This is a genomic window from Mesorhizobium sp. WSM4844 (assembly GCF_055811775.1).
In genome coordinates, this window is record NZ_JBVVQB010000011.1 from 24,892 (window position 1) to 39,771 (window position 14,880).

At 59.6% G+C, this 14,880-nt stretch carries 14 protein-coding genes and 1 pseudogene; 6 read left to right on the plus strand and 9 right to left on the minus strand.

Features of this window, described 5'->3' with window-relative positions; translation table 11 throughout:
* Positions 1 to 144: 144 nt before the first annotated feature.
* On the plus strand, positions 145 to 447 hold the full coding sequence (locus AC0L2A_RS11650) for a hypothetical protein (protein ID WP_473608902.1): 303 nt from the start codon (positions 145 to 147) through the stop codon (positions 445 to 447).
* 84 nt (positions 448 to 531) lie between these two features.
* Positions 532 to 765, plus strand: coding sequence for a hypothetical protein (locus tag AC0L2A_RS11655; RefSeq protein ID WP_473608903.1), 234 nt, complete (start codon positions 532 to 534; stop codon positions 763 to 765).
* Positions 766 to 1,483: 718 nt separating this feature from the next.
* Here AC0L2A_RS11655 and AC0L2A_RS11660 read toward each other — a convergent pair.
* The gene (locus AC0L2A_RS11660; RefSeq protein WP_473515270.1) at positions 1,484 to 1,780 is read right to left on the minus strand and encodes a hypothetical protein; all 297 of its coding nucleotides are present in this window, start codon (positions 1,778 to 1,780) and stop codon (positions 1,484 to 1,486) included.
* A 162-nt stretch (positions 1,781 to 1,942) separates the two neighbouring features.
* On the opposite strand from AC0L2A_RS11660, the gene AC0L2A_RS11665 reads away from it, so the two are divergent.
* Positions 1,943 to 2,794, plus strand: coding sequence for a LysR family transcriptional regulator (locus AC0L2A_RS11665; RefSeq protein ID WP_027153958.1), 852 nt, complete (start codon positions 1,943 to 1,945; stop codon positions 2,792 to 2,794).
* A 14-nt stretch (positions 2,795 to 2,808) separates the two neighbouring features.
* On the opposite strand, the gene AC0L2A_RS11670 is transcribed toward AC0L2A_RS11665, so the two are convergent.
* From AC0L2A_RS11670 to AC0L2A_RS11695, 6 genes and pseudogenes are all read right to left on the minus strand, one after another.
* Positions 2,809 to 3,627 (minus strand): ATP-binding protein, encoded by an 819-nt coding sequence (locus AC0L2A_RS11670; protein WP_027153957.1) that lies wholly within the window; start codon positions 3,625 to 3,627, stop codon positions 2,809 to 2,811.
* Positions 3,628 to 3,734: 107 nt separating this feature from the next.
* Positions 3,735 to 4,259 (minus strand): plastocyanin/azurin family copper-binding protein, encoded by a 525-nt coding sequence (locus AC0L2A_RS11675; RefSeq protein WP_473608904.1) that lies wholly within the window; start codon positions 4,257 to 4,259, stop codon positions 3,735 to 3,737.
* Positions 4,256 to 4,669 carry a DUF5602 domain-containing protein gene (locus AC0L2A_RS11680; RefSeq protein ID WP_473609010.1) on the minus strand — a complete coding sequence of 138 codons (414 nt, stop codon included), beginning with the start codon at positions 4,667 to 4,669 and terminating at the stop codon, positions 4,256 to 4,258. The genes AC0L2A_RS11675 and AC0L2A_RS11680 overlap by 4 nt, the downstream gene beginning before the upstream one ends.
* 1,000 nt (positions 4,670 to 5,669) lie before the next feature.
* Positions 5,670 to 6,819 (minus strand): annotated as a pseudogene (locus tag AC0L2A_RS11685) (IS91 family transposase).
* The gene (locus AC0L2A_RS11690; protein WP_473608906.1) at positions 6,816 to 7,355 is read right to left on the minus strand and encodes a tyrosine-type recombinase/integrase; all 540 of its coding nucleotides are present in this window, start codon (positions 7,353 to 7,355) and stop codon (positions 6,816 to 6,818) included. Before AC0L2A_RS11690 ends, AC0L2A_RS11685 begins: the two are co-directional and overlap by 4 nt.
* Entirely contained in the window at positions 7,289 to 7,738 is a 450-nt protein-coding gene (locus AC0L2A_RS11695; protein WP_473608907.1) for a phage integrase N-terminal SAM-like domain-containing protein, read from the minus strand. The genes AC0L2A_RS11690 and AC0L2A_RS11695 overlap by 67 nt, the downstream gene beginning before the upstream one ends.
* 703 nt (positions 7,739 to 8,441) lie before the next feature.
* On the opposite strand from AC0L2A_RS11695, the gene AC0L2A_RS11700 reads away from it, so the two are divergent.
* From AC0L2A_RS11700 to AC0L2A_RS11710, 3 genes are all read left to right on the plus strand, one after another.
* Positions 8,442 to 10,487 carry a family 16 glycosylhydrolase gene (locus tag AC0L2A_RS11700; RefSeq protein WP_473608908.1) on the plus strand — a complete coding sequence of 682 codons (2,046 nt, stop codon included), beginning with the start codon at positions 8,442 to 8,444 and terminating at the stop codon, positions 10,485 to 10,487.
* A gap of 714 nt (positions 10,488 to 11,201) precedes the next feature.
* Positions 11,202 to 12,851 carry an alpha/beta hydrolase gene (locus AC0L2A_RS11705; protein ID WP_473608909.1) on the plus strand — a complete coding sequence of 550 codons (1,650 nt, stop codon included), beginning with the start codon at positions 11,202 to 11,204 and terminating at the stop codon, positions 12,849 to 12,851.
* Between the two features lie 43 nt (positions 12,852 to 12,894).
* On the plus strand, positions 12,895 to 13,035 hold the full coding sequence (locus AC0L2A_RS11710) for a sodium/glutamate symporter (RefSeq protein ID WP_473609011.1): 141 nt from the start codon (positions 12,895 to 12,897) through the stop codon (positions 13,033 to 13,035).
* 3 nt (positions 13,036 to 13,038) lie between these two features.
* Here AC0L2A_RS11710 and AC0L2A_RS11715 read toward each other — a convergent pair whose 3' ends face one another.
* The gene (locus tag AC0L2A_RS11715) at positions 13,039 to 14,271 is read right to left on the minus strand and encodes an HlyD family secretion protein (RefSeq protein WP_473608911.1); all 1,233 of its coding nucleotides are present in this window, start codon (positions 14,269 to 14,271) and stop codon (positions 13,039 to 13,041) included.
* The gene (locus tag AC0L2A_RS11720; protein ID WP_473608912.1) at positions 14,268 to 14,783 is read right to left on the minus strand and encodes a hypothetical protein; all 516 of its coding nucleotides are present in this window, start codon (positions 14,781 to 14,783) and stop codon (positions 14,268 to 14,270) included. The genes AC0L2A_RS11715 and AC0L2A_RS11720 overlap by 4 nt, the downstream gene beginning before the upstream one ends.
* Between the last annotated feature and the right edge of the window lie 97 nt (positions 14,784 to 14,880).

Below are 14,880 nucleotides of genomic sequence, written 5' to 3' on the forward strand. Positions count from 1 at the left end.
GCGAGTCCACAGAGAGCCATCACGCTTGGTTACAGCAAGAAAATGCATTCCGAGATAAGTTTCTGGATGCGACGATAACGACACTCTTCAACGTGGTGCGTATAAAGTCTGGCACGGTGAAAGCGTAGTTGAGGAGGCAACGAAATGAACGCAAACCTCAAAACAGAAGCTCGTCGCAAGATAATTCTTGATGGATATTTTAATAACGAACCGTTGAAAGATATTGCAGCCAAGGTCGAATGCTCACTGGCGAGTTTGAAAGTCACCGCCAGTAAACTCGGTTGCACACGAACTCCGAAAGAGGCGGCGGAATTTCGGCGAGGATTTCATGTCAAAGAACAAAAACTGCGGGATTTCCGCCAACTTATGATTGCTGGACAGTATAGAGCTCGCGAGTGCGCGCTGATTTTGGGCCTATTGAAAGGCCAATCATCAGGCAGCGAGTAAACTTATTCCAATCACGGCTCAGCGGTTCGTCGGCAAAAAAGCCCGCCGCAAACACTGGCAACAGGCCCTGAAAGGTTCGCACAGATGCTGCGTCGGCGTTTCAATCGCACCTGCCTCAGCCCTCATGATCTGGCTCTTTGCGAACGCGTGTTCGATCAGGTTTGTGCCGATGAACACATGGACTCTTCAAGCCGGGATGCCGAGGCCTTAGCGGTGGCGATTGTCGCAATCTTCCGAAACATTACGACCAAGGAACGCGAACTGCTGGATGAATTGAGGTCTCTTCGTCTCTCAAAGGGCGCAGAGAAGGCGCACTAGCTTGGCGGCTTTCCCTGACGAGTTGTTCTAGTCCCGCGTTGGCACAGCCGGATTCGCATCTGCATTGCCCCATTGAGTCCCGCCAGAGTGTAGCCACAGCGCTTGCGAAGGAGATGGAAATGCGTTTAGCCCAGGACTTGTCTGATGTTGCGCTCACATTCGATTGTCCGAATTGCTCGCATCCGGCGGTAAGGAAGGGCTCTGCGCTAAGAACGATCGCGCACTTCAGATGCGACGGGTGCAACGCCAAGGTACGGATCACCTATCCGCAGAAGCTAGCGATCTTCGAAAAGTACAGGCTACTAGCCGCCCGAGGGACATTGCGATAAGGCGATCCGGAAACGCGTCGCCAATGGCGGTGACGCGGACCAGATGCAAAAGGTCGATGCCCTAGTGGGTCTCGCTAAAGAAATGGCCCACCGGCAACTGGCCGGGTTAGAAAGCCCGGCAGATAAAGCGTGGTCGTGGTTGTGGTCGTGGAGGTCTCGCCCGAAGTTCCGCTCGTCGTCTGGGCAAAGGAAAGGCCGGCGGAAAGCGCCAACACGGCCGAGGTCAAAACGATTCGTTTCGTATTCCTTTCTCCTGTCTTAAGCGCACGACGCGCTCACAAACCAGCATGCGGACAGAAGGAATGTTCCACTGATGGGGCTCACCCTCGGAATCGTTCCGCGTGCCAGTGGATCTTGCCGTCAGGCCGGCGTGATCGTGAGATCCTCGTTTACTCGAACATGATCCGAGAGGTTCCTCTTTCTGCGATCGACATTCTCCGAGCTTCTTGGATCCGCTCGGCCTGTTGTTTGGTATAGGGACCCATCGGCCGGGTCTTTTCATGGCCGCGGCGAACCCGACAGTACCAGTGGCCGCTGTCAGAGAAGATCTCAACCGAGGTCGGTGCATCGTTGGCCGCCGCCTTGGCGACCTCGCTGATGAATTTCACGACCTTTGAATGGTGCCGGGCGGGTGCAACCGTGCGCAAACCACTGGTGACGCTAAGTTCCTGCTGCACTGGGGACATGGTCGAACTCCTGTCGGTCATTTGCTTGCGCTCCCTCCCACCGGCGCTGCGCAGCATTCAGCGCAGAGCTGGGTGGATAATCTCGAAGCCTATTGCTCTGACTAGCTATCTAGCAAACGAAATTGATTGACATTTAAACGCAATTTTTATGCTATATGTTTTATGGACATTGAACTCGCCCGGACTTTCATCGAGATCGTTTCGACAGGGAGTTTCATTCGGGCATCGGAGCGCTTGAATGTCGCCCAGACGACCGTAAGCGCACGGATTCGCAACCTCGAGCAGCAATTGGGCCGCGCGCTTTTTGTTCGCCACAAAGGCGGAGCTTCTCTCACCCCGGCCGGTGAGCAATTTCTGCGCCACGCCCCGATGTTCGTCCAACTATGGCAACGCACCCTTCACCAGGTTGCCGTGCCCCCGGGACGTCGAGCTGTTCTGACGGTCGGCAGCGAAGTCAGCCTAGCGCAACCTCTTCTGCTCGATTGGGTCCGATGGATGCGCGGGTCGCTTCAGGACATTGCACTTCGAGTACACGTCGATGTGCCGAAGGATTTGATCAATCAGGTCGCGTCAGGAATGGTCGACTTGGCTATCATGTACGCGCCCCCCCACAGACCGGGTTTGAAGATCGATCTGCTTCTGGAGGAAAAACTCGTCCTCGTGACGACCAATTCCGAAGCGCGCCTCCTGGACGAATCCGATTATGTTTATATGGATTGGGGGCCGGATTTTGAACTTCACCACGGGATGAATTTCCCGAGTGCTGCGCCGGATCTTTCTTTCGATCTCGGTCCGCTCGCACTGAGCTATGTTCTTGCGACTGGCGGCTCCGGATATTTCAGGATGAGTTCTGTGCGGCCTCACATGGAGGCCGGCCGGCTGCACCTTGTGCCTGAAATGCCGCAGTTCTCCTATCCGGTTTACGCGGTGCAATCCGCAAGTGCGGACGAGAGCGTGGTAGGTCCTGCCCTGGCGGGATTGCATTCCGTCGCGAGCGCCGACATCAAATTGTAGGAGTTGTTGGGCGTCTAAAGGTCCGCTTGGATTGACGGGAACAGAAGGTCGACCGTTGTTCCAATCCCTCGCTCACTCTTTATCCGGATCCGACCACCAACCATTTGCGCCAATGCCTGCACTTGCAACATCCCTATCCCGGTGCCCTTCTCACCCTTCGTCGTGAAGAAAGGATCAAACACCTTTCGCAAGACTTCCGGAGCCATGCCGCAACCATTGTCCTTGACGCGAACGCATGCGTAGGTTTCGGGCCCGGGCAGGTCAGGCGTCGGGGCCGTCTGCACCAATCGCTCAGTGGTGACGCGGATCTCCCCGCCACTTGGCATCGCATCTCGTGCGTTCATTACGAGATTAAGCACTGCAGAGTCGAACAGCGCCGGGTCGATCAAGCAGTTCGGGATATCGGAACCAAGCTCCAGCTTGACGCGGACATCGGGGCCTGCGCCATATCTCAGGAAAGGCTCAAAAGACCTGAGGAATTCATTCAAATTGCCAGCGTGGATTTCGAGTTCCTGATGTTTTGCGAAGGCCAGTACCAGTGACGTCAGTTCGATACCTCGATCGATTCCCTGCCGCGCTGCAGCAATGTAGGTCCTCACGCTTTCGGGCTCCTCGGCTCTTATTTCGGCAAGCCTCAGGCCGGATCCGATGACTGCCAGGAGGTTTCTGAAATCATGGGCAATACCGCCAGTCATCTCGCCTAAGGCGGCAAGCCGATGTGTGGCACGCTCACGTTGTTGGGCTGCAGCCCGAGCACCGAGAGGCATATCTACCTGACGCTCGTCGCGCTTCGCTCGTGTTTCATTATCGTATGGAAACGCGCTGCCGGTCATGATGGTCGCCCCTATCGATCATTGACGACAAACAGGAAACTCGGGCTCCCATTCGCATCGTCGTTTGGGTTCTCCTGTTGCTGGTGTCATGCATCCTGCACGCATGCCTAGGCGCGCCGCACGATCCCTTTCGTCATGATGTCTTCGACCATCGGAAAGGCCTTGACGGCCTCTTCCGGTAGGTCTCCCTTCGCTCCGGTTAGCTCCGTCCAGTCATGCGCCTCGGGCTCGCCGACGACGATACGACCGACCATTCCAGCATGCTCATGCGGAATGCAGTAATAATCATAGACCCCCTGCTCGGTGAAAGTAACCGAAAAGCTTTCGTTGGGCAGTAGATAGTCAGAATCCCAAGATTTTGCCGCTTTGGGCATGCGGAGCGGCCGCTCGAAGTTTGTGGGATTGTATGCCGTCGTCGTGTGCGAATTGCCGGGATTGAGATTGGTCCAGCGGATCGTCTGTCCTGGTTTGATCAGAATGCCTATCGGGTCGAACCAGACGTGTGAACCGTCGTCGCGCCCTTGCGTCTTGACTTCGATCATCTCGCCACCCAGCACGGCCAGAGAAGAGAGGGAAAGGGCGGCGGCGAGCCCGCCGCCAGCGCCCAGTATCTCACGACGCGTCAGTGTCATTTGGCGACCTGTGCCTCGTCAGCCGCCGAAACATGCCACAGCAAGACATGGACATGCGGCTCTTCTACCCCCGGATGGCCGGCATTGTAGTAGACGTCCACATGGTCGACATTGCCGCCGGGTGAAGCGAGGTCGTCAAAACGCTTGTCCGGATTGAGGTCTTTGATCGGCAGCATGTAAATCGTGCTGACAAGCTCGCCATCGTGGTCATAGGCAAGGAATGGTCCAGCAGGCAATGTCGTCGGATCGACGAAAAGTTGGCCCATGCCCGGCAGGAAGTCGGGCAGTTTCACAAGCTTGCTGACCTGTTCGTAAGGACCGGCTGGCGGAGCTTTGGTGACCTCATTCGCCGCCATGGCGCCAAGCGAACTGCCCACTGTCAAGGCAACTGCGAGGACGAGTTTTTTCATCACGGCATCTCCTGGTTGAAATAAAAATTGCGACGGCTGAAGATCTGGAAGTCCGTCTAAAAATTCGATTTTCACTTTCTGACACCGCATGTTCGCGCCCAGCTAGCAAGCAGGAGACTGTTCTGTTCGTCAAACGAAAATAACTGGCATTTAAAAGCATTATTTCTGCTAGTCAGGCCCGTACCTGTTTTGTTTGATTTTCAAAAAATCTACCACTACCTCTGAATTGCTATGAATATTTTCAGCCTGAATTTCCGGCGGGAGCCTAAACGCCTCAAAACGGGCCATTAGCCCGGACGCGAGAGAGTTCGCGTCCGGGACAGCCAGCCTCATCTCCACTCCTCAGTCCACTGAGAACTATTTACACTATACTTTGGCCGCCCTCTGCCACGTCCGCCTTCCTCCCTGCCCTTTCCCAAATATGCCGGCTGCTTCGGGCATCTCAGGTTCGGGCGCGACTCCGACGGGCACGGTCATCCGATGAGGCGTTGGCGATTCTCGAAGCTAAGCCGCTTCCGGCAATTTCCACCAATTTGCGTATTTGCTGCGTCGAGCCTGGCGTTCTGGTGTCCAGGCACTTGAGCCATGCCTAGATCCCATTTGCCAGCGTGCGCGAACCAGTGCGAGTTGGAGAAGGTTGGATCTCAGTTGCTCTCCCTCCGCCACTGCACCCTGCCCCAACATTCTCTGCCTCGGTTCGATGGCGCACGAACCGCGCAGAACCGCGGGGCTTTCAATCTAAGCTGCCAACTGCGCTGCCGGCCTCCCGGGCTGAATGGGCGTGCTCTGGCTCAACATTCTCCGAAGCTCTCAACTTCGCGCTTTTGGTTCTTTCAATTCGAACAATTTCAATTTTTTTGCGGTGCGCCAGCAAGAGCGGGCGGTTTCGGCGCTGCAGATGGTGTGGGACATGCGATCAGCCGGAGACGCACGATCGCGTCGGCCCGCCGACGATCAGAGCCCTCGGCGGGTATGCAGAGCGATGAAGAGCGGCTTGTGGTCATAGCGCTGTCGTCCATGGCGGCGCGCGGGCGCGGCCGCCGCGTTCGAAGGTCTCGATGATGATCATCCTGCCTCCGCAACATGGACATGGCGGCCGCCAGTCCGACGGCGCAGCGGCATCGGCGCCCGTTCCGTTGCATTCGGCCTTGGGCCGCGGCGCGGCGAGAAGTTCGCGGTCGTGCGCGATGTTGGCCGCGCGGCCGGCGCTGGCGAGCAGCCCGTAGTGACGGATGCGGTGGAAGCCCTTGGGCAGCACGTGGAGCAGGAAAGCGCCGCATGAACTCGCCCGGATCGAGCGTCATGGTGCGATAGCGCTCGCGCCCGTTGCAGCGGTAATCCTTGCAGCGGAACGTCACTCCGGCTTCGTCGAGGGCGATCAGTCGGCTGTTGGAGATGGCGACGCGGTGGGTGTAACGCGACAGGTAAGCCAACACCGCCTCAGGTCCGGCGAAGGGCGGCTTGGCATAAACGAACCAGTTCTTCCTCCGAAGCGGCGCCAGGAATTGAGCGAAGGCGCTGTGCTCATTCAGACCGTCGTGACCGCCGAAGAACTGCAGTCGCCCAGCAGCATGGGCGTCGGCGAGCTTCGACAGGAAGAGCCGTCGGAACAACTTCGACAGCACGCGCACGGGCAGGAAGAAGCCCGGTCTGCAATGCACCCAGCGCTCGCCGTCGAGCGAGATACCGCCACCGGGCACGATCATGTGCACATGCGGGTGATGGGTCATCGCCGAGCCCCAGCTGTGGAGCACGGCGGTGATGCCGATGCGCGCGCCGAGGTGCTTTGGATCGGCCGCGATCGTGAGCAGCGCCTCGGAGGCGGCGCGGAACAAGAGGTCGTAGATCACGGCCTTGTTGTAGTAGGCGATGTCGGCAATCTCGGCCGGCAGCGTGAACACGACGTGGAAGTAGCCGACCGGCAAGAGATCGGCCTGGCGCGCGGCGAGCCAGTCCCGTGCCGCCGCGCTCTGGCATTTGGGGCAGTGCCGGTTCCGGCAGACATGGCCGCCGAGGGCAGCGGTACGGCAGCTCTCGATCGCCGACATCACCTTCATCTGGCCGAGGCTGAGATGACCGGCATGCGCCGCGCGCCAGGCGGCGCCATGGCGATGGAAGATGTCGGCGACCTCCAGTGACGGGCGGCTCACCGCCGCGGCGTCATCTGTCCGCGTCGCGTCTCGTCCTCCGTCTGCAGCTTGATCCGGTCGAGTGGGCCCATCACGGTGCGGATCGTGTAGGTGGCGACGCGGGCATAGAGCGCCGTGGTGTCGAGCTTGGCGTGCCCGAGCAGGACCTGGATGATGCGGATATCGATGTCCTGCTCCAGGAGATGGGTGGCGAAGCCGTGGCGCAACGTGTGCGGCGCCACCCGTTTCCTGATCTCGGCCGCCTCCGCAGCGGCATGAACAGCGCGGTTCAGCTGGCGGCTGGAGAGCGGTATGACCGGATTGCGTCCTGGGAACAGCCAGCCCCGCGGCAACATCACGCCGCGGCGCTTGCCCTCCCGCCACCAGGCGCGCAGCAGTTTGAGCAGATGCGGCGACAGCATGGCGTGGCGATCCTTGCGGCCCTTGCCTTGTTCGACGCGGATCAGCATGCGCGCCGAGTCGATGTCGGTCACCTTGAGCGCCGCCACCTCGGAAACCCGCAGCCCGGCGCCATAGGCCGTGCCGAAGCGCCGCATTGTATTCCGGCCCCGGCGCCGGCTTCGAGCAGCCGCGCTACCTCCTCGGCGCTCAGCACCAGCGGCAGCTTGCGTGGCTGGTGGACTATCGCGAGACGACGAGAGAGATCGGGTCGATCGAGCGTGACGGAGAAGAAGAAGCGCAGCGCCGAAACCGAGCTGTTGATGCCCGGCGGCCGCATGCCGCTCTCGGTCTGGTGCACTTGGAAACGGCGGAGATCCTCAGCCGTTGCCGCGTCGGGCGAGCGGCCGATGAACGCCGCAAATCTCTTCACGCAGCGGATGTAGTTACGGCGCGTGTCTTCGGTGAAGCCACGCACGTTCATGTCTTCGATCATGCGCTCGCGAAGCGCGCTGCCGGACGGATGCGAAGAGATGGTCATCGGATGCTCCTCTCAAGCTGAAGGTTGACCCTTCATGCTCGGAGGCCGATGCCTGTCCGTCACCCCACGTCGATTACAACCTCACCGGCGCTGCCGATAAACCAGCAAGCCTCGAACCCGCGCCCTCCCGCGCGAGCGGGTTCGTTCTGTGACCCCTAATGGTCATTCCGGAGGCGAGATTGCAGGTCCGAATCGGATTGAGAAAACGGACGTTCGGCCACGCTATCTGCGCCGACCGTCGCGCCACCCCGCTGGCGAGGCGTCGTGAGCCTCTTGAAACCCCGACTGTAGGCCGCCTCCGCCGGCCTACAACGTAAGCCTGCGGTGAAGGCCGCCTTGTCGCCTTAGGAAGAACATTGCAAGTCCGGGGAATAATCCTGGGGAGGTGTCCTATGACGATTGCGCGTGGAAGTGATCACCTCGGGGCAGCGCCGGCGGCGCTCGTCGCGGGCGGAGAAGGAGCGGCTGGTTGGCGGCGACGTTCGAGCCCGACGTGACGGTATCGGAGGATTCGCAGTACCGTGTGCCGGCTACGTCAACCGATTTGCGACATCTCCAAGATTTCTCGTAAAGCGTTGGGGATAACCGCACTGACCCCATTTGCAGCGGAATTGGTGTCCATTATCCTTCCGTTAACAAATGGACGATTTGATCTTGGTGGGGGGTCAACCGCGAAAATGTTGCGAGAACGAGGAGCCCATCAATGGCTGCGATTGCGCTTCCTGGCGATTGGACCGAACAGTACAAGGGATCGAAGCTGAACCTCTCCGGGTTCAAGCTCTCCTTTTCTGACGAGTTCAACACGCTTGATGTCGTGCCGAACAACGGCACCGGCAAGTGGTTCGCGCCTGTTCACGCCCCCGCTGGGGCCGCAAAGTACATGCCTCCGGTCGGAGAAACCAACCCGTTCTCCGTCTCTGACGGGAAGCTGACCATTACCATGAAGCAGGTGGACGGCGCCTGGCAGTCGGGAACGATGCAAACGGTTAACAGCGCCGGTCAGGGTTTCGCGCAAGAGTACGGGTACTTCGAGATGCGCGCCGCCTTTCACGGCGGGGCGGGAGCCTGGCCGGCCTTCTGGATGCTGTCGCCCGATCAGACTGTGCCACGCGTGGAGGTCGACATCGTTGAAGCGTATGGCGGCGATCCCGATGGTCATCACCAGGCGGTGCACTTGAGCAATAAGGAAAGCCACGCTTGGGAAAGCAACTATACGGGCCTCGACCGTTCGCTGTTCGACGGGGCGTTTCACACCTACGGCGCGAGGATAACGACCGACTGGATCACCGTGTACTATGACGGCAAGGAGCTGAGCCGCTTTCCAATGAGCGAGTCCTTCCGCACGCCGCTCTATATGCTGGTCACGCTAAGCATGTATTCCTCCGGGGTCGAGCAGGCGTCCGGCACGTACGACTTGGTCGTCGACTACGTGCGCGCCTATGCCGCGCCGGGCGTGATGGAGCAGCACCTGACCGGGACGGATGCGGCGGATATCCTGAACGGCGGCAGCTTTGATGACGTTCTGAACGGCGGAGCCGGTGCTGACAAAATGTCCGGCGGTTTCGGCAACGATACCTACCGCGTCGACAACGCATTCGACGTAGTCATCGAGGCTGACGGCGCCGGCATCGATGTGGTCATCACGTCGATGACGTATTCGCTGTCCGGCCAGCAAATAGAGCAGCTCACACTCACCGGCGTTGCCGACATCGACGCGATGGGTAACGAACTCGACAACACGCTGGTCGGCAACGCTGGCAGCAACCTGCTCGACGGCGGAGTCGGAATCGACAAGATGGAGGGCGGCGCAGGCAACGATACCTACTATGTCGACAATGCGCTCGACCGCGTGGTCGAGGGCGATGCGGCGGGCAAAGATTGGGTGTTCAGCTCGAGCACCTATTCACTGCCATCCTATGTCGAAAATCTGACTCTCATCGGCCTTGCCGCTATCGATGGTCGCGGCAATTCTTCCGACAATGAGCTGACCGGGAACAATGGGAACAACACGCTGGTCGGCCTTGCCGGCAACGACACCATAAGGGGCGGGGCGGGTAGCGACCGGTTAGCGGGCTATGATGGCGCCGACCTTCTCGATGGCGGGACCGGGGCCGACCAGATGAATGGCGGAGCCGGCAACGATACCTATTATGTGGACAATGTGCTGGACAACGTCATCGACGAAGCGGGCCTCGACCAGATTTTCAGCTTGGTCACGTACTCACTGGCGGTCGATCGCCGGCTGGTAGAAAATCTGCGTCTGACCGGAAACGCCAACGTCGGAGCCACGGGAAATTCCCTCGACAATGTGCTCGACGGCAACGACAGCGACAACAAACTGGACGGCGGCCGAGGCAATGATACCGTGCTTGGGCGGGGTGGCAACGATGCACTAACGGGCGGCCTGGGCATTGACCGGCTTACTGGTGGCGCCGGCAACGATTTCTTCGTTTTCAGCGCGCCGCTCTCAGTGGCCAACCGCGACATCATCACGGATTTCAACCATACGGCCGATACATTCAGGCTCCAGAATTCGATAATGCAGGGGCTTGGAGCCACCGGAGCCCTCGAGCCAGGGTACTTCTTCGCTGGGACTAGCGCGCACGACGCCGACGACCACATCGTCTATGACACGGTTACGGGTGCGTTGTTTTACGATTCCAACGGAAACGTCGCAGGCGGCGTGACACAGCTCGCGACCCTGACGAACAGGCCGACGCTGCTGGCCGACGATTTTTTCGTGATCTGATCCGACACCTACAGCGGTGCGCGTGAAAAAGAGATCAAGCGCACCGTTGTAACTTCTTGTTTGCGCATCGCTTTGTTCGAAAAACCGGTGACTTCTTTTTCGAGCGATGCTCTAAATTAGTTCTACTGCGTCATAAACTGTGTTGGGTGTCACCCCGGCATTCGTCACAGTCCGCAGTTGGCCGGGCGCCGAAGGATACGCTTCACGGGACACTTTCTTTTCCGACGCGCTCTCCGGCCGCAGAAGTCTCAACTTTGCCAATGGTGAACCTCTGACCCTGAGCGGTTATCGCGGAGCGCATTCCGGGCCACAACCGGGCCGGACGGATAGCGGCAAGCTTGAAGCTGGCGATGTTCTTTCGCCCCGCCCCAGCCAATACGGTCGGCGGCGAATAGGCTGGCTTTGGCGAAACTCGGTGGTTATTCCTTGCGCTTTGTGAGTTTGTGGCCTTTCTGTTCCAAACTCCGTTTCTAACCTCCACAAACGATGAAGCTCGGCCATCGTGCCGCGCTGCTCAGTCTCCTTTGACACGCGCGGTGAACGGCGAGCGACCGCAACCCTAAAGTTTGGAAAGACTGCTCCAGAACAAAGACTGCTCCAGATTGGCATCGAGTTCGTGGCGTTGCGTGGTTCCGCGCAGTTGCGGGTTGCGCCGACCTATCATGCACGGCAAGCTGCCTCGAAGCACTCCAGCGATCGCACGTGGCCGCTCCAATGAGGCTATTCTGGATCTTCAGGTTCTGGCGTTCCTTCTCAGCCGCTGGCCTGCTGATCGGAACACTGTTCTTTGCGGCCTCGCTCACCCCTACCCTGCTTCCACGCACGTTTGTGACGCAACGCATTCTATCCGGATGTTCTTTCGCGGCCGGATATGGGCTTGGCGTGTTCGGGCGCTGGCTGGCCGACTATCTGGAGCTGCCCAAGCCCACGGGCCGCATCTTGCAGGCCATCAAACTCGTCGCTGCGGCCACCTGCATCCTGGTTGCCGTCGCGTTTCTCTGGCAGGCTTCGGAATGGCAAAATTCGATCCGGCAGCTCATGAGGCTCGAGCCGGTAGACACTGCGCACCCCCTGAAGATCGGTCTGATCGCGTTGCTGACCTTCGTGCTCTTGATCCTCTTGGCGCGATTGTTTCAGGTCACGTTCCTGTTCATCTCGCGAATGCTTGGCCGAATCGTGCCGAAACGGGTGTCATACGTGATCGGCATTGCCGCTGCGGCTGCGTTATTCTGGACAGTGGTCAACGGCGTTTTCTTCAGGGTTGCGCTCCATGCCGCGGATTCGTCCTTCCAGGCATTCGATGAACTGATCGAGCCCGAGACCCAACAGCCTGCCGACCCCAGCAAGACCGGAAGCGATACCTCGCTGATCGAGTGGGATGAGCTAGGAAGGGCGGGACGGGAGTTCATCGCGACCGGGCCGACGAGCAAGGATTTAGGCTCGTTCCTGGGGATGGATGCGCGTGAGCCGATCCGCGTCTATGTCGGATTGCGGTCTGCGGAGACAGCCGAGGAGCGCGCAAAGCTCGCCCTCGAGGAGCTCAAGCGCGTCGGCGGATTCGATCGCTCGGTGCTGATCGTGGTGATGCCGACAGGCACCGGTTGGATAGACCCTGCTGCAATGGACACCGTCGAATATCTCCACGCCGGCGACGTCGCGAGCGTCGCCATGCAGTATTCGTATCTCACAAGCTGGCTGTCCCTCCTGGTCGAGCCCGGCTATGGCGCCGAGGCCGCTCGCACCCTTTTTGCGGAAATCTACAGCCATTGGGAAAAAATGCCGAAGGAAAGCCGCCCAAGACTCTATTTGCACGGGCTGAGCCTTGGCGCCTTGAGCTCCGAGCAATCCGCCGAGTTGTTCGAAGTGATCGGCGACCCGTATCAGGGGGCACTTTGGAGCGGCCCGCCATTTCCGAGCAGGATCTGGCGTTCCGTCACCGACGACCGCGAGCGAGGATCGCCGGCCTGGCTGCCGCGCTTCAGGGACGGGTCGTATGTGCGGTTCACGAGCCAGGAGAACGGCCTGGCGATCCCGGACGCACATTGGGGACCGATGCGGATCGTCTATCTTCAATATGCGAGCGACCCGGTGACGTTCTTCGACTACCGGTCCCTGTATCGACAGCCGGAATGGATGGCGGGGCCGCGCGGTTCCGACGTGTCTCCCGAGCTCAAATGGTCTCCGGTCGTGACGCTTCTCCAACTCACCGTCGACATGGCGATGGCCACAACGGCCCCGATGGGGCACGGGCATGTGTATGCGCCGGAGCATTACATCGATGCCTGGATCGAAGTGACGGACGTTCGGGGATGGACCGCGGAGCAGATCAACCGGCTGAAGCTGGAATTTTTGCGACGGCGGTGAAGGGGCGCGGCTGGCGAAGGCCAAGGGTCGCGGTGCGATCGGGCTGGTCTATCTCTTCTCCGGTATCAAGGTCGATTTCGACCTGATGGCGCGCGACATCCTGCTCGTCTACTTCTTCACCGTGATCGGCCTCAACGCCCACGTCGGCGATCTCGCAAGGGGCGGCAGGCCGCTGCCGACCTAGTTCTCAGTGACCGGAGAGGACAAGCGTCTGTACCGGAAGGAGCAGCGCCTGAATTCGAAGGATGACGGCGTGCACGACCCCGACCGTGTCTATGACGTGGAAAAACAGCCATTTCGAGGTGCTCAGTCCTTCTTCGGACAGCCGGTCGTGATTGTTGGTATACGCATTGGCAATACAGCTGCTTCCCGGCGGAACGCCTTCGAACCCACCCTGGAAAAGCGGTTCCAGAAAGACGGTGATCGTCCCGGGCCTGATCACTTGCTGAGCGTCGATCAGTTGATCCGACGCGCGCACCTGGCCGGTTGCGATAAGATCCTGCACCTCGGTCACAACCATCGGGATGATGGTCATCGGCATGGAGATGCAGGTGGCCTCGGCAACCATGCCTACCTTCATGACCTGCGCCTCCAACTGGCCGAAGCCCGCCACAAGCGCCCGCCTGCCTGCCTCCGCGGGAACCAGCACTCCCGCGGGCCGCATGATAGGATTGACTATATCTCCCTTGCGCAGCGTGAACTGCTCGAGCGTTCCGTCCACTCCCGCATAGACGACCGTCTTGTCCAGTTCGACCTGCGCCTGGGCAAGTGCTGCCTCGGCGCTGGCTTTCTGCGCCGGCAGTACCGAAGCGATCTGGGCTTCGACGGACTGCTTGCCAGCCAGGACGGCAGACACCGCGGCTAGGCGACCATCGACGATATTCTGAAGTTTCTCGATCTCCCGTTGCGCAACCGTACCGGAGTTTCGCCTCTGAAGTTCGGTTCTGGTCGCGAGTTCGTCCACGGCCTGCTGATGGGCGCTCCGCGCTTCCTGGATCCGGGCATCGGCCGTCACCAACTCGGTCTTCGCCAACTCCAGCGCCGCATCTATCTCCGACACACGCAGCCGCGCAGTTTCAAGCGCGGCTTTCTGGGTCGAACTGTCGAGCTTGAAGAGCTGCTGTCCCGATTTCACCTTTTCCCCGAGACCTACATAGACCTCTTCAACGCGGCCGGAGCCTTCGGGAAGAATGGGCACCGTGCGAAAGAAAGAAACGGCGCTGGTTGTCGATGGATGGTAATAAAGGATCAGCGTCAGGAGAACGATGGTGAGTCCCAGGCAGGCGGTTATGCCATAACGGAGTTCATACCACACCGAATAGAGCGTGATCTCACGTCCGATCCTCTTTCCCTGGACAAAACGCCGGACGAGAAAATCGGGCAGGATCGTCACGACTGAGCATAGCAGTAACTCGATCATGGCCGGCGCTCCTCGTTTGCTGGAACACGGTGTTGGTCGTCGGGCGGCGTGGATGGAGCCTCGAGCTCCACAACCCGCACCTGGGAAAATGGCGCGTCGTTCACCGACAGCGGCGATCCCGCAGCAATTGCTTCCGGCGCAGATGCTGCAGGTGCGGGCGCCTGGCGCCTGTCGGCGGCCATCCTGGCAAGCGATTCAGCCATGGTGGACAACGGCGTCCAGAAGTCGGGAATGGGAACGATCGCAAGCAGCAATGCCGCAACCCAGAACACATTGATGTGAGTGAACAGCGCGAGCAACGCCAGAACCGCCACCAACTGAAACTGGACCTGGCTGGCCCCATGCGCGATGCGCTCAGGCAGCGAATGGAGCCAGAAATACAGGCTGCCAAGCATCATGAGCAGTGCGATGATGAATATTACCGTTCCGGTGAAGAGAACATCGGTCTCTCCCGGAGCCACAATAAAGCCCGGCAGATGATGGGGTGCTAGGGGATGCATCGCTTCGGACATTGCCATCACTCCAAAATATCAGGCGCTGCCTGATGATCGCCGCTTCCTGTTCGCCACCCTGTGCGGTCTGGGCGGCTTTCTGCTGGGCAAGCCTGAC

Bases quoted from the DNA above. Each gene is read 5' to 3' on its own strand.
- AC0L2A_RS11650 (WP_473608902.1), top strand. From the start codon at position 145: ATGAACGCAAACCTCAAAACAGAAGCTCGTCGCAAGATAATTCTTGAT.
- AC0L2A_RS11655 (WP_473608903.1), top strand. From the start codon at position 532: ATGCTGCGTCGGCGTTTCAATCGCACCTGCCTCAGCCCTCATGATCTG.
- AC0L2A_RS11660 (WP_473515270.1), bottom strand. From the start codon at position 1,780: ATGTCCCCAGTGCAGCAGGAACTTAGCGTCACCAGTGGTTTGCGCACG.
- AC0L2A_RS11665 (WP_027153958.1), top strand. From the start codon at position 1,943: ATGGACATTGAACTCGCCCGGACTTTCATCGAGATCGTTTCGACAGGG.
- AC0L2A_RS11670 (WP_027153957.1), bottom strand. From the start codon at position 3,627: ATGACCGGCAGCGCGTTTCCATACGATAATGAAACACGAGCGAAGCGC.
- AC0L2A_RS11675 (WP_473608904.1), bottom strand. From the start codon at position 4,259: ATGACACTGACGCGTCGTGAGATACTGGGCGCTGGCGGCGGGCTCGCC.
- AC0L2A_RS11680 (WP_473609010.1), bottom strand. From the start codon at position 4,669: ATGAAAAAACTCGTCCTCGCAGTTGCCTTGACAGTGGGCAGTTCGCTT.
- AC0L2A_RS11690 (WP_473608906.1), bottom strand. From the start codon at position 7,355: ATGCGGCGCTTCGGCACGGCCTATGGCGCCGGGCTGCGGGTTTCCGAG.
- AC0L2A_RS11695 (WP_473608907.1), bottom strand. From the start codon at position 7,738: ATGACCATCTCTTCGCATCCGTCCGGCAGCGCGCTTCGCGAGCGCATG.
- AC0L2A_RS11700 (WP_473608908.1), top strand. From the start codon at position 8,442: ATGGCTGCGATTGCGCTTCCTGGCGATTGGACCGAACAGTACAAGGGA.
- AC0L2A_RS11705 (WP_473608909.1), top strand. From the start codon at position 11,202: ATGAGGCTATTCTGGATCTTCAGGTTCTGGCGTTCCTTCTCAGCCGCT.
- AC0L2A_RS11715 (WP_473608911.1), bottom strand. From the start codon at position 14,271: ATGATCGAGTTACTGCTATGCTCAGTCGTGACGATCCTGCCCGATTTT.
- AC0L2A_RS11720 (WP_473608912.1), bottom strand. From the start codon at position 14,783: ATGTCCGAAGCGATGCATCCCCTAGCACCCCATCATCTGCCGGGCTTT.